The 13,313-nt window shown below is 44.7% G+C and carries 12 protein-coding genes; 7 read left to right on the forward strand and 5 right to left on the reverse strand.

Features of this window, described 5'->3' with window-relative positions; translation table 11 throughout:
- Positions 1-10: 10 nt before the first annotated feature.
- The 5 genes from ACYVGR_RS18870 to ACYVGR_RS18890 form a co-directional block, all read right to left on the reverse strand.
- Positions 11-466 (reverse strand): DUF4890 domain-containing protein, encoded by a 456-nt coding sequence (locus ACYVGR_RS18870; RefSeq protein WP_460959485.1) that lies wholly within the window; start codon positions 464-466, stop codon positions 11-13.
- Between the two features lie 134 nt (positions 467-600).
- The gene (locus tag ACYVGR_RS18875; protein ID WP_460959487.1) at positions 601-1,083 is read right to left on the reverse strand and encodes a GAF domain-containing protein; all 483 of its coding nucleotides are present in this window, start codon (positions 1,081-1,083) and stop codon (positions 601-603) included.
- A gap of 92 nt (positions 1,084-1,175) precedes the next feature.
- Entirely contained in the window at positions 1,176-1,682 is a 507-nt protein-coding gene (locus tag ACYVGR_RS18880) for a hypothetical protein (protein WP_182460053.1), read from the reverse strand.
- A 76-nt stretch (positions 1,683-1,758) separates the two neighbouring features.
- Positions 1,759-2,595, reverse strand: a complete 837-nt coding sequence (gene mreC, locus ACYVGR_RS18885; RefSeq protein WP_460959489.1) for a rod shape-determining protein MreC — start codon at positions 2,593-2,595, stop codon at positions 1,759-1,761.
- 88 nt (positions 2,596-2,683) lie between these two features.
- Complete coding sequence (locus ACYVGR_RS18890) at positions 2,684-3,709, reverse strand: rod shape-determining protein (protein ID WP_018619308.1); 1,026 nt, start codon at positions 3,707-3,709, stop codon at positions 2,684-2,686.
- 201 nt (positions 3,710-3,910) lie between these two features.
- On the opposite strand from ACYVGR_RS18890, the gene ACYVGR_RS18895 reads away from it, so the two are divergent.
- From ACYVGR_RS18895 to lon, 7 genes are all read left to right on the forward strand, one after another.
- On the forward strand, positions 3,911-5,413 hold the full coding sequence (locus ACYVGR_RS18895) for a GH3 auxin-responsive promoter family protein (RefSeq protein ID WP_460959491.1): 1,503 nt from the start codon (positions 3,911-3,913) through the stop codon (positions 5,411-5,413).
- 12 nt (positions 5,414-5,425) lie between these two features.
- Entirely contained in the window at positions 5,426-6,772 is a 1,347-nt protein-coding gene (locus ACYVGR_RS18900) for an AAA family ATPase (protein ID WP_460959493.1), read from the forward strand.
- A gap of 5 nt (positions 6,773-6,777) precedes the next feature.
- Complete coding sequence (locus ACYVGR_RS18905; protein WP_460959495.1) at positions 6,778-7,359, forward strand: HNH endonuclease family protein; 582 nt, start codon at positions 6,778-6,780, stop codon at positions 7,357-7,359.
- Positions 7,356-8,528 (forward strand): 1-deoxy-D-xylulose-5-phosphate reductoisomerase, encoded by a 1,173-nt coding sequence (locus ACYVGR_RS18910; protein WP_460959496.1) that lies wholly within the window; start codon positions 7,356-7,358, stop codon positions 8,526-8,528. Before ACYVGR_RS18905 ends, ACYVGR_RS18910 begins: the two co-directional genes overlap by 4 nt.
- 157 nt (positions 8,529-8,685) lie before the next feature.
- Entirely contained in the window at positions 8,686-10,002 is a 1,317-nt protein-coding gene (gene rseP, locus ACYVGR_RS18915) for an RIP metalloprotease RseP (RefSeq protein WP_460959499.1), read from the forward strand.
- Positions 10,003-10,084: 82 nt separating this feature from the next.
- Positions 10,085-10,582 (forward strand): DUF6702 family protein, encoded by a 498-nt coding sequence (locus ACYVGR_RS18920; protein ID WP_460959501.1) that lies wholly within the window; start codon positions 10,085-10,087, stop codon positions 10,580-10,582.
- 179 nt (positions 10,583-10,761) lie between these two features.
- Positions 10,762-13,257, forward strand: a complete 2,496-nt coding sequence (gene lon / locus ACYVGR_RS18925) for an endopeptidase La (RefSeq protein ID WP_460959503.1) — start codon at positions 10,762-10,764, stop codon at positions 13,255-13,257.
- The last annotated feature ends 56 nt before the right edge of the window (positions 13,258-13,313 follow it).

Genomic DNA, 13,313 nt, shown 5'->3' on the forward strand with positions numbered 1-13,313 from the left:
GTCGATCAACTTATTTCTGATCGTTATCGTCTGTTGAGCCACCGTTACCACGGCCTCGCCCCATATGACCTTTCATCGACTCAAATTTTGTAAACTGATCAGGTGTCAGAACGCCCTGTAGCTTGCTTTTAAAGTCATCTGCATTCGCCTTCAAGGCCTGATTCTTGGTTTTATTATCGTCGGTGCCTTTTTGAATGGCATCTATTTTCTGAGCCCTTGCCAACGACAAATCATACACTTTTTTAGACGTCGCTTCATCTAACCCCAACTGTTTCGTCATCCGGTCAGTCATTCGCTGAGCCCGGGTAGCCGGATCAGCAGCCTGATATGGCTGCATTCCCCGACCTTTTCCCATACGCGAACCCGCTTGAGCGGGAGCTGCGGGTGTAGCGGTTTGCTGTGCCAGCAATGGTAATGAGGACAGGGCGAGCAATAAACCGCTCAATGCAATTAATTTCTTAAACATGATCGTACCTGGTTAAATCCGATCATAAGACGGACAAATCCATCAACGGTTTAAGCATCGCTCTCAATTTAATTACATCTTAATTGAAGATACCTACAGGCCAGGCCGCGTTCAGCTTCAGCCCGTCGATACTATTAGAAATTAGTAATCAGCCTGGCAATTTGCTCAAGCCCTTTGACATCAACTTCACTGAAATCAGCAAGCTGATCACTGTCGACGTCCAACACCATCGACACATTTCCGTCCAGATCGAACACAGGCACAACGACTTCTGACTTTGATGCCGAACTACAGGCAATGTGTCCGGGAAACTGCTCAACATCGGGAACTAATATGGTTTCCTGGCGAGTGTAAGCAGCCCCACAAACGCCTTTACCAAACGCAATACGCGTGCAGGCAATTGGTCCCTGAAATGGCCCTAGAACTAACTGGTTATCTTTTTTGAGATAGAAGCCTACCCAGAAAAATCCAAACGCTTCTTTTAACGCTGCGGCAATGTTGGCCAGATTGGCAACGAGATCAGGCTCGCCTTCAACAAGCGCAGCTATTTGTGGAATCAGGCTCTCATAAATAGACTGACGATTTGTAGTTTGAGGAATATGAAGTGTTTCGGCCATGTATGGATTTACGAATTACGAGGTTCGATTGACGATTTAAGATATGTACTGATTTATAAAACGTAAACCGTAATTCGTACATCGTAATTCCCTTAGTTTCTCGTAAAAAACTGAATGAGTACAATACTTACCGTAGTGAAGAGCGTACTGGCAATGACCCGAATAAGCGTTGGGATAATAAGCGTTAAGCTGCTGGCTTCGATGAAGAACAACGCCGTATGGTGAATTAGGGCAAGAACGAGTACGTACCGAAAAAAGGCGCCTGTGCCTAGTTCTTTGAGCGAAAAAGCAATCCGCGATTCAAGTCCTGGCACATCGATTTGCGCTCGTACAACCAGCGGGCGACAGTAGGCCATCAGCACTGTAGCAGCCGCATGCATACCCAGTGTATTATAAAATGTATCGACAGTTATGCCCGTTATAAACGCGATAATCAGCAACCACGTTAAACTGGTTTCATTGGGCAGCAGTAGAATACAGGCGATATAAACAAAGCAGAACGCGTAATCGAACAATACCAGATTGCGGACCAGCAGAATTTGCAGAACCAGATACAAAAGGAAAAGTAAGATAGCGGATACGATTTCGCGAAAAGTCATTTTTAATTTGTCGATTGTCGATGGTCACCTGTCATCAGAAGTATATACTCGTTGCTGATAACGCCCAACTTATGACTTATTTTTCGGTTTCAACCTGTTTCTCTAACTGATCCTGTTCGGCCTGCAACCGATTTTCAACGACATACACGAACGATAAACTACTGAAATTCGTGGCCAAATCGAGGGTAAGATCGTGAAATACCCGATTCGGTTGTACGCCAATCGTTCGGACACGGCCCACCAAAATGCCCGGCGGAAATGTGGAGTTGCGATCAGAGGTCACCACAGAATCGCCTTTGCTGACGGGCTTTGTCAGCGAAATATCATTCAGTTTAATTAAGTGCGGGTCAACGCCATCCCACTTGGCTGTCCCGATTTCTCTGGCTTTTACCAATTGCGAAGAAACCAGATATTCTGAATGCAGAATGGATGTAATAACCGAAAAGCGCCGGTTGCAAATTTTCACTTTACCAACAACGCCCGTCGGCGAAATCACACCCATACCCGGCCGAATGCCATCGTCGGTGCCTTTATCAATCGTGATGTAGTTGTTCGCAAATTGGGTGGTGTTATTAACCACCTTCGCAACAACAAACTTAAAGCGATCGGCAAAGGCCGAATCGGCCTGATATTCGGCGGGAGCCGCCGGCTTGCTTTGAAGCAATTGGGTCAAGCGGGCATTGAGTCGTTGGTTTTCCAGCGCCAGATCAGCATTAACCTGTCGTAAGTTAGCGTATTGATTCGCTGCGTTCGACCAGGCCAGTACTTGAGCCGCGTACCGATTTGAAGTATTGAAGTAGGTAGCTCCCCAATAATTGCTGGTGTTGATGATGAAGTAAAAACAAAGTACTTCCAGCAACACAAACAAAATGAAGTTCCGACTTCGAATAAAAAAATCAACTAACTCTCCCATATAAATAAGTAACGCGGGTGGAAACCCGCGCCTTGTCAAAATGCTTTACTAGCAAGACAAAGCGCGGGTTTCCACCCGCGTTACAAGCTTAACTAATCAGTACAGACCGGTACATCTCCAGATTCTTGATCACTTCACCCGTTCCTTTTACAACGGCTTTGAGCGGATCATCGGCCACGTGAATTGGCAACTTGGTTTTAGCACCCAGGCGTTTATCGAGGCCATGCAACAACGCACCACCACCTGTCAGGTGAATACCATTGGTATAAATATCAGCCGATAATTCCGGTGGCGAAATTTCAAGGGCCTTCATGGTAGCCTCTTCAATTTTCGAGATGGATTTATCGAGCGCATAAGCGATTTCGCTGTAGGTAACCTTAATTTCTTTCGGAATACCCGTCATCAAATCACGCCCCCGTATTTCGTAATCGGCTGGTGGATTGTCAAGCTCAGGCAATGCCGAACCAACTTCCATTTTGATTTGCTCAGCCGAACGTTCGCCAATCAGCAGGTTATGCTCCCGGCGCATGTAATCCACGATGTCTCGGGTAAACACATCCCCTGCAATACGAATCGACTGTTCACAGACGATGCCAGAGAGAGCAATTACCGCAATTTCGGTTGTTCCCCCACCGATATCCACGATCATGGTTCCGTTAGGCTGGGTAATGTCAATACCAATACCGATAGCGGCTGCGATCGGCTCGTGCACCATATATACCTCTTTGGCTCCGGCATGCTCGGCAGAATCTTTAACGGCCCGTTTTTCCACCTCGGTGATACCTGATGGAATACAAATAACCATCCGGTGCGAAGGTGAAAATAGTTTGCTGCCGGTATCAATCATTTTAATCATCCCCCGAATCATCAATTCGGCGGCCGTAAAGTCGGCAATTACGCCATCCTTCAATGGGCGAATGGTCTTGATATTTTCATTGGTCTTTTCGTGCATTTGCATGGCCTTATGACCAATGGCCAGCACCTTACCGCTGACTTTATCCATTGCAATAATCGAAGGCTCATCCACCACAATCCGATCCTTGTGAATAATCAAGGTATTCGCCGTGCCCAGGTCGATAGCAATGTCGCTAGTTAAAAAATTGAAAAGTCCCATTATAGGTTGACGCAGAACGCCTTATTACAGATACTGTTTTATTGAAAAGTGTGCAAAAATAGAGATTATTAATCAGAATGATGAATGATAAATGATGAATGATTTTAGAAAGTTCTTAGAAGTTCATAACGCATCATTTATCACCGCGCGGGCGGCACCGTCATCATTCATCATTCAAATAAGCATTACTTTTGCATCATTATGGGAATTCGTTCAATTGTTAGTAAGCCGTTGGCCAGGTGGGTTGTCGAGCGTCAGCAAAACTGGATGTATCAGCCTGCCCAGACTCAGCAGCGTTGGTTTCGCCAGTTGATCGACGGGGGACGTAACACTATTTTTGGCCGGGATCACAAATTCAAAGATATTCAAACAATCGACGAATTCAGGCAGGCTGTACCTGTTCGTGACTACGAAGATCTGAAACCCTATATCGAGCAGGTTTTGCACGGAGACAGCGACGTACTCTGGAAAGGAAAACCTCTCTATTTTGCGAAAACGTCCGGTACAACTTCCGGCGTCAAATACATTCCGATCTCTCAGGAGTCTATTCCTAACCACATAAACTCGGCCCGCGACGCGCTGCTGAACTACATTAACGAAACGGGAAACAGTGCCTTTCTGGACAAGAAGCTTATTTTTCTGTCTGGCAGCCCTGAACTTACTCAAAAAGCAGGCATAAACATTGGGCGCTTGTCGGGGATCGTCAATCATCACGTTCCGGCCTATTTGCGCACCAATCAGCTACCCAGTTACGAGACCAACGTTATTGACGATTGGGAAACCAAACTGGAAAAAGTTATCGACGAGACGATTACCCAACCAATGTCCCTCATTTCGGGGATTCCGCCCTGGGTACAGATGTATTTCGACCGTATTCAGGAGCGGACCGGGAAATTGATCAAAGACGTTTTCCCCGATTTCTCGCTGTTTGTCTATGGGGGCGTAAACTTCGAACCCTATCGCGCTAAGTTATTCGAAAGCATAGGCAAGCGTATCGATTCGATTGAGACCTACCCAGCCTCCGAAGGCTTCATTGCGTTTCAGGACAGCCAGACCGAAGAAGGTTTGTTGATGCTTTTAGACAGTGGTATCGTTTTCGAATTTATTGCTGCCGACGACTATTTCAGCGAAAACCCGCGCCGACTAACCATCGACGAAGTGGAGTTAGGCAAAAACTACGCGGTCATTATCAACAACAACGCTGGCTTATGGGGGTACTCACTTGGCGACACCGTTAAGTTTGTATCGCGAGAGCCGTACCGATTGTTAGTAACGGGCCGGATTAAGCATTTCATTTCGGCTTTTGGCGAACATGTGATAGGTGAGGAAGTGGAGAAAGCCCTGAAAGATGCAATGGAAAAACACCCTGAAGTTGAAGTTGTCGAGTTCACCGTGGCACCAATGGTTAGCCCGAAAGAAGGGCTTCCCTATCATGAATGGCTGGTTGAGTTTGCCACGCCCCCCGACGATCCAGTCGCCTTTGCCCAGGACGTAGACAACCGCCTGACGAAACTAAACGTATATTACGACGACTTAATTACGGGTTCCATCCTACAACCGCTAAAATTGACAAGTTTGCCACGTGGGGCTTTCCAACGGTACATGAAATCGCAGGGAAAATTAGGCGGGCAGAACAAAGTGCCGCGTTTGGCAAATGATCGGAAGATTGCCGATGGGTTATTGGAGGTAATGCACACTGTGTAATGGAAAGGTAGAATGAAAATAACCGGTATCGAAATTGGGGAGTACCGCCAGTTTAAAAATATAAAGTTTGATTTTACTTATCCGAAAGGACATTCCAAAGAAGGGCAGCCTTTGGATAAAGTGTGTTTTATTGGGCAGAGTGGGACGGGGAAGACGACGTTGTTGAATGTAATTTGGGATTTATTGCAAGAACTTAATCAAGTATCACGAGTCTCAATAACATTAAATAAAGATTATTCATTAGACAATTATATGCCAGATTCCATTTTTGGCATTAAATACCTTATTGACATAAAAGGTGCACTTTTACTATTTAATCGAAATTCCGAAGTAGAGAAATCTGATAAAGAATTTTTGGACAATTGGTTCACAAAAAAGCTCACAAAAAGCCAACAATATGATTTAATTGACACAAATAAATTATGTCTCTTTATAAAAGATTCTATAGCACAAGATGCAGATGCATTCTTAGTTGACCAAGAAAAAGCTCCTCAGTCCTTTTCTGATTTCATAAAGACAGATACTGAAATTGAACAAGAAATAGAGAAGAGAAAAAATAGAATCAAGGTAGCTGGCCTTAACCGAGTCGTAAGTTTAGGCGAACGTAAATCAATGGATATATGGCGATATATCTTAAAAGAAATCTTTGAGTATGACGAAACTGGTAAAAGTTTTGCTAGAAGCATCGTTCACGAAGCGGACTCCTCATCTATAAACAGTGTGATTGATAAACTAATACACTGGAAAAAACATACTACAAACCCTCGAACTGATTTAGCTAATGCTTGTTTAAACCCGCTCCTAAAACACTTTTTTCTTGAGATAGATACTGAAGGTGATAAAGTACCTATAGTAATTAAAACAAACCAAGGAATTCACATTGAAAACTCTTATCTCAGTGCAGGGACCCGCCAACTTCTGGCGACAGCCATTCCTATTTATAAATTTGACACAACTGGAACAGTCATTCTATTTGACGAACCCGAACGTTCCTTGTTTCCAGACATTCAGCGAATTTTAATCAACTACTATACTTCCCTAGCACCAGAAGCCCAATTTTTCTTCGCTACTCACTCACCTATCATCGCATCAGCCTTTGAGCCTTGTGAACGGTTTATTTTATATTTCAACGAAAATGGTGAAGTGAATTTTCATAACGGTGTTGCCCCCGAAGGTGACGACCCTAATGATATTTTAAGTGAGGATTTTGGAATGGAAGAATTGATGTTGCAACCCGGTTTGGATGCTTATGAGCGGTACAGAAATTTATTTGTGGAAATAAAAAATGAAAAAGATCCTGTGCGGCAGAAAGAATTAATAGTCGAACAGGCTAGGCTTGGTGATCAGTATAAATTTTAATCAGCATGCGACGTATTATTAAATCGGCTGATTCGAAAATTATTGAACGCCAATTAACTTACAAAGACGGGAACAACGATGAGTTAAGACAACTTCTGGCAAAAGAGCAATATAATATCTGCGCCTATACTGAAACACATTTCGAAGTTTCAAATGACGCTCATATTGAGCATTTCAATCCGACGCTTAAAAATACAGATCGTGACGGCTATACGAATTGGTTTCTTGTTAAAAGTCTGTGGAACGTCAGAAAATCAAATAGATGGATTGAACCTATACTTCATCCAACCGCAGAGGATTTAGAAAAGCGAATCTTATATTTTGATGGTAATTATGCTGCGGCTGATCCAGAGGACATAGAAGCTCAAAACCTCATACGTTTATTAGATTTAGATAATGCCAAATTATCTGATCAACGTAAACGTTATATTAAATCGAAAAAGCAACAGATTGATAACCTAAATCAGTCTGCACAGCAATATATTGACAATCTGATTATTGACTACCCAGAAGGTGTCTATTTTATCCGCGCCCTCGAAGAAGAACTAGCAGTGAAAGTCAATTTTGGCTTACTAAAAACTACATGACTGAATCTAAAAAACGCCACATCGCCATCCTCGGCTCGACTGGCTCCATTGGAACCCAGGCCGTCGATGTGATAAAGGCCCACCCCGACCAGTTTCAGGTTGAGGTACTGACCACGAACAACAACGCCGAATTGCTTATTCAACAAGCTATCGACCTAAAACCCAATGTCGTTGTGATCTGTAACGAAGACCGCTACGATCAGGTTTTCTCGGCTCTTGATCCCCTTGACATTAAAGTTTACGCTGGCGCAAAGTCCGTTGCTTCTGTTGTTCAGATGGATACCATCGATATGGTGCTGACTGCTATGGTTGGTTATGCGGGATTATTGCCCACTATTAAAGCCATTGAAGCAGGCAAGTCCATCGCCTTGGCTAACAAAGAAACGTTGGTTGTAGCCGGAGAACTGATTACCCAACTGGCTGCCCAGAAAGGGGTGAATATATACCCTGTCGATTCAGAACACTCCGCTATTTTTCAATGCTTAGTCGGTGAATTTCATAACCCAATCGAGAAAATTATCCTGACGGCATCGGGTGGACCATTCCGGGGAAAATCGCGGGGGTTTTTATCGACGGTCACGAAAGCGCAGGCGCTCAAACATCCGAACTGGACAATGGGAGCCAAAATCACCATCGACTCGGCCACACTCATGAACAAAGGGCTTGAGGTTATCGAAGCCAAATGGCTGTTTGGCCTTCGCTCCAATCAAATTGATGTAGTCGTTCATCCGCAAAGCATCATTCATTCTCTTGTGCAGTTCGAGGATGGAAGCCTGAAAGCGCAAATGGGTTTGCCCGATATGCGACTCCCAATCCAGTTTGCGTTAGGCTACCCCAATCGGTTAAAATCAGATTTTCCCCGGTTCAACTTCCTGGATTATCCGTCCCTCACATTTGAGCAGCCCGACCGGGAAACGTTTCGTAATTTACAACTCGCTTTCGATGCGCTCGACAAAGGCGGCAACGCAGCCTGCATTATCAACGCAGCCAATGAAGTAGCAGTAGAGGCTTTCCTGAACGATCAGATTGGTTTTCTGGAAATCTCTGAATTGATTGAAAGCTGTTTAGCGAAAGCGACTTTCATTCAAAGCCCCACTTACGATGACTACGTAAGTACAGATGAGGAAACCCGTCGGCTGGCTACAGAACGAATTAAAAGTTTGGTTTAGCTGTTTGTATTATATCAGCTATTCACAACGTTTTTATCGTCATAGTGCCCTAAATATAGTTTTATGTTCGTGTGCGGTTGAGAATGTAAGCGTTGAGCGAACTAAACAGTGGTTGTTAAATAATATTAAAATTTGACTTTATCTCGGTTCTGAATACATGGAAATTTTAGTAATGGGAGGACAGCTCATTTTGGGTCTGTCAATTTTAGTTGGATTACACGAGTTAGGGCACCTTTTGGCGGCCAAAGCCTTTGGGATGCGCGTTGAGCAGTATTTTATTGGGTTTCCTCCTAAAGTCTGGAGTATTAAAAAGGGCGAAACCGAATACGGTATCGGAGCGATCCCACTAGGTGGTTTTGTGAAAATTTCGGGGATGATCGACGAATCGCTCGATACAGCCCATACCGATACCGAACCTCAACCGTACGAATTTCGCTCGAAACCAGCCTGGCAACGCCTGATTGTGATGCTCGGTGGTATTATCGTGAACGTCATTGTCGGTATTATGATTTTCGTCATTCTGGCCTATAAAAACGGCAATACGTATCTGGCGGCCAAGGATGCTAAGTATGGTATAGTCGCCTACGATTTAGCGAAAAGTATTGGCTTACAAACCGGTGATAAGATTATCAAAGTCAACGGGAAAGAAATTACCGATTTCAACGAAATCCGTAGCTCCGATGTGTTTTTAGGCAATAACAGCTCCTATACGATCGAGCGCAATGGCAAACAGATGGACATCTACATCCCGAATAATTTCGTGGATAAATTAGCCGATAAAAAAGCCGCTGGACAATTTATTGAGCCAATCGAGCCGTTCAAAGTTGCTGAATTGGTGCCTGGTCAACCCGCCACGAAAGCAGGTTTAAAAGCAGGTGATATTATTACCAGTGCGAACGGAAAACCGATTCAGTTCTATCATGAATTTACGGAAGTTGTAAAACCGCTGAAAGAAAAGCCTTTGACACTCACCATCAATCGGAATGGGAAGTCTGAAACACTCACGATGACGACAACCCCTGATGGTACTATCGGATTTTACCCTGAGTTGCTTCTGCCTATGACCACCCAGGAGTATACATTTGGCGAAGCCTTATCGGTCGGTACGCAACGGGCTTTTCAGGTAGTTTTCGATAACATTAAAGGGTTCGGAAAGATTTTCCGGGGTGAAGTATCGGCCTCTAAAGCATTGAGCGGCCCTATTGGTATTGCGCAAAATCTCTTTGGAGGTATCTGGCGTTGGGATCGTTTCTGGACCGTTACAGGCTTGCTCTCGATGGCACTCGCATTCATGAACGCACTACCTATTCCTGCGCTTGATGGTGGCCATGCAACGATTCTTAGCTATGAGATTATTTCAGGTCGTAAACCATCCGATCGCTTCCTGGAAGGTGCCCAAAAAGTAGGCATGGTTCTCTTGCTTGGTTTAATGGCCTTCGCCATTTTCAACGACGTATTTAAGGCCGTTTTTTAACTAATTTAAGCGCTGGGAATCTAGGATGCTTCCTTCGGGAGTAGGGTATCCCAGGTTCCCAGCGTTATCTTTTGTAGTCCCTGTGATTCAAAAATTATTCATCTGCCTTTCGCTCATTAGCCTGACTGCCAATCGTCCGGCCCACGATTTTCATGCCAGTGTTACGCAGATGGAGTACAACGCGAAAGAGAGAACTTTCGAGATCAGTATTCGAATCTTTACCGACGATTTTGAAAAGGCGCTTTCGGCTGCTTCATCCAGTAAAATTAATTTGAGTGGATCGGGTGAAAAAAATGATCCATTGATCGAGAAATATATACAGGCCCACTTTTCGTATGTAAATCCGCAGAAGCAAACTAAATCGTTCAAATACGTTGGACACGAAGTTGAAGCCGAAGCGAACTGGATTTACCTGGAAATGCCTCATAGTGAACCATTTAAGGGTGGCCTATTGAAGCAAAACGCCTTAATGGAGCTATTTGACGACCAGGTTAATATGGTCAATATTCGCTATCAAAACCAGAAAAAAACGTTTGTTTTTCGAAAAAATCAGCCCGTTCAGGACATTTCGTTCGATTAATAAATTTCTAAGCCATTAAGCTGCCTAATTAGTTAGTTTTGTGTTAGTAACAATTGGGGTGTCAATTCGTCATAAGCATATGATTGGCATGACGCTTGCAACTACCTCATTTCCCTTGCCTTTCCTAATCTAGTAGGCACCAACCCATTATTGAATGCTGCCAGACTGGCAGTGTACGTATGATTTCAGAAAAAGAACTTGCGACCCGTTTGATGTTGGCCGATTTTGATTCGGATAATTTAGAGATTGTACCCCTCGGTTCGCCCGAGGGTTTAGATGAAGACTATGAGTTACCGGCAAACCTTCCCATTTTGCCGGTTCGTAATACCGTTTTGTTCCCTGGCATGGTCATTCCTGTTACCGTGGGACGAGCTAAATCAATCAGACTGGTAAAAAAAGCATATAAGGGTAATCGAATTATTGGCGTAGCTGCACAGCTAAATCAACAGAAAGATGAACCGACCGCCGATGATCTCTATCGATTCGGAACGGTGGCCTATATTATCAAAATGATTACGCTTCCTGATGGTAATATTACGATTATCATTCAAGGGAAGAAACGTTTTGAAATTCAGGAAATCACTCAGGAAGAGCCGTTTATAACCGCAAAGGTCCGTCAGATTGACGATATTTTCCCCAGCGCGAATACCAATAAAAAAGAAGGGAAAGCCATGCTGCAATCGTTGAAAGATGCAGCCTATAAAACCCTTCGGCTTAACCCCGAGATTCCTCAGGAGGCTCGTATTGCGCTCGACAATATCGAGAGTCCTACGTTTTTACTGCACTTTTTATCTTCGAACTTAAATGCTGATGTTGCTGATAAACAACGGCTGTTAGAACTGACAGACGGAAATCAGCAGGCAAGTCTGCTACTCGAATACATGCTTCGAGAAGTTCAGTTGCTGGAATTAAAGCGTGAAATTCAGTCTAAAGCTTCGTCAGATCTCGATCAACAGCAGCGCGATTATTACCTGCGGCAGCAGATGAAAGTGCTTCAGGATGAATTGGGAATGGACAATCCCGACCGCGAAATTGATGAGCTGCGCATGAAAGCCGACCGCAAAAAATGGTCGACAGAGGTGCGGGGCCATTTTGATAAAGAACTCAACAAACTCCAGCGTATTAACCCAATGGCTCCGGAATACCCGGTGACAATGAATTACGTGGAGTTGATGGTCGACCTCCCCTGGAACGAATACACCAAAGACAACTTCGACCTGAAGCGTGCCCAGAAAATTCTGGACAGTGACCATTTCGGGCTCGAGAAAGTAAAAGAACGGATCATTGAATACCTCGCCGTTCTGAAACTTAAGAACGACATGAAGGCGCCGATTCTTTGCCTTTATGGCCCTCCGGGTGTGGGTAAAACTTCACTAGGGAAGTCCGTGGCCAAGGCATTAGGTCGGAAATATAGCCGGATGGCATTGGGTGGCGTTCACGACGAAGCCGAAATTCGGGGACACCGTAAAACCTACATTGGCGCCATGCCCGGTAAGATTATCCAGAACATTCGGAAGTGCGGCACCGCCAATCCGGTCTTTATTCTGGATGAGATCGATAAAGTAAGTTCTGATTTCCGGGGCGATCCATCGTCAGCCCTGCTTGAAGTACTGGACCCAGAACAGAACTCGACGTTCATGGACAATTACCTCGAAACGGAGTTCGATCTCTCTCGGGTGTTGTTCATCGCTACAGCCAACTCGCTCGATACAATCCACCCTGCTCTGCGCGACCGGATGGAGATTATCGACATTGCCGGGTATACCGTTGAGGAGAAAGTTCAGATTGCGAAAAAGTACCTGATTCCGAAGCAACGGAAAGATCATGGTCTGAAACCCAAAGACCTGGTAATTGAAGATAAAGCCATTCTGCGCATCATTGAAGGCTACACTCGCGAGTCGGGTGTGCGGAATCTGGAGCAGAAAATTGGTGCCCTGGTACGGAAAATCGCCAAATCCATTGCGATGGAGGAGGAGTATAACCATACTGTTAAGGCTACAGATATTTCGAAAATGCTCGGTGCGGAGATTTTCGATAAGGAACTCTATGCCGACGACGATATTGCGGGTATTGTAACCGGTTTGGCCTGGACGCAGGTTGGGGGTGAAATTCTGCTTATTGAGTCTAGCTTGAGTCGGGGTAAAGGAATCCTTACATTATCAGGCCAGTTGGGCGACGTCATGAAAGAATCGGCCGTTACAGCTCTATCCTATCTGAAGGCGCATGCCGATGATTTGGGTATCGATTACCGAGTCTTCAACCATTACGATCTGCACATTCATATTCCAGCCGGAGCCGTGCCCAAAGATGGCCCGTCGGCAGGGATAACTATGCTGACCTCTATGACGTCAATTTATACCCAGCGTAAGGTTAAGCCTTATCTGGCAATGACGGGCGAGGTAACGCTTCGGGGTAAGGTATTGCCCGTGGGCGGTATCAAAGAAAAGATTCTGGCGGCCAACCGGGCAGGTATTAAAGAAATTATTCTCTGCTCGAAAAACCGGAAAGACATTGAGGAAATCAATCAGTCTTACATTAAAGACCTGACCTTCCACTATGCCGATACCGTAGATCAGGTACTCAATATTGCGCTATTACCCGATCAGGTTGGAAAACCCATGAAATTCGTGTTGCCAGAAGAGAAAGAGCACCGCGAAGTAGAGAAAGTATATTGATTTACGAATTACGGGGTACGAATTACGATGTATTTTCGCGTCACCTTAACTCGTAA

Source organism: Spirosoma litoris (assembly GCF_054776755.1).

Coding starts and splice junctions, on each gene's coding strand:
- ACYVGR_RS18895 (WP_460959491.1), top strand. CDS start 3,911: ATGGGAATTCGTTCAATTGTTAGTAAGCCGTTGGCCAGGTGGGTTGTC.
- ACYVGR_RS18900 (WP_460959493.1), top strand. CDS start 5,426: ATGAAAATAACCGGTATCGAAATTGGGGAGTACCGCCAGTTTAAAAAT.
- ACYVGR_RS18880 (WP_182460053.1), bottom strand. CDS start 1,682: ATGACTTTTCGCGAAATCGTATCCGCTATCTTACTTTTCCTTTTGTAT.
- ACYVGR_RS18875 (WP_460959487.1), bottom strand. CDS start 1,083: ATGGCCGAAACACTTCATATTCCTCAAACTACAAATCGTCAGTCTATT.
- lon (WP_460959503.1), top strand. CDS start 10,762: ATGATTTCAGAAAAAGAACTTGCGACCCGTTTGATGTTGGCCGATTTT.
- rseP (WP_460959499.1), top strand. CDS start 8,686: ATGGAAATTTTAGTAATGGGAGGACAGCTCATTTTGGGTCTGTCAATT.
- ACYVGR_RS18870 (WP_460959485.1), bottom strand. CDS start 466: ATGTTTAAGAAATTAATTGCATTGAGCGGTTTATTGCTCGCCCTGTCC.
- mreC (WP_460959489.1), bottom strand. CDS start 2,595: ATGGGAGAGTTAGTTGATTTTTTTATTCGAAGTCGGAACTTCATTTTG.
- ACYVGR_RS18910 (WP_460959496.1), top strand. CDS start 7,356: ATGACTGAATCTAAAAAACGCCACATCGCCATCCTCGGCTCGACTGGC.
- ACYVGR_RS18905 (WP_460959495.1), top strand. CDS start 6,778: ATGCGACGTATTATTAAATCGGCTGATTCGAAAATTATTGAACGCCAA.
- ACYVGR_RS18890 (WP_018619308.1), bottom strand. CDS start 3,709: ATGGGACTTTTCAATTTTTTAACTAGCGACATTGCTATCGACCTGGGC.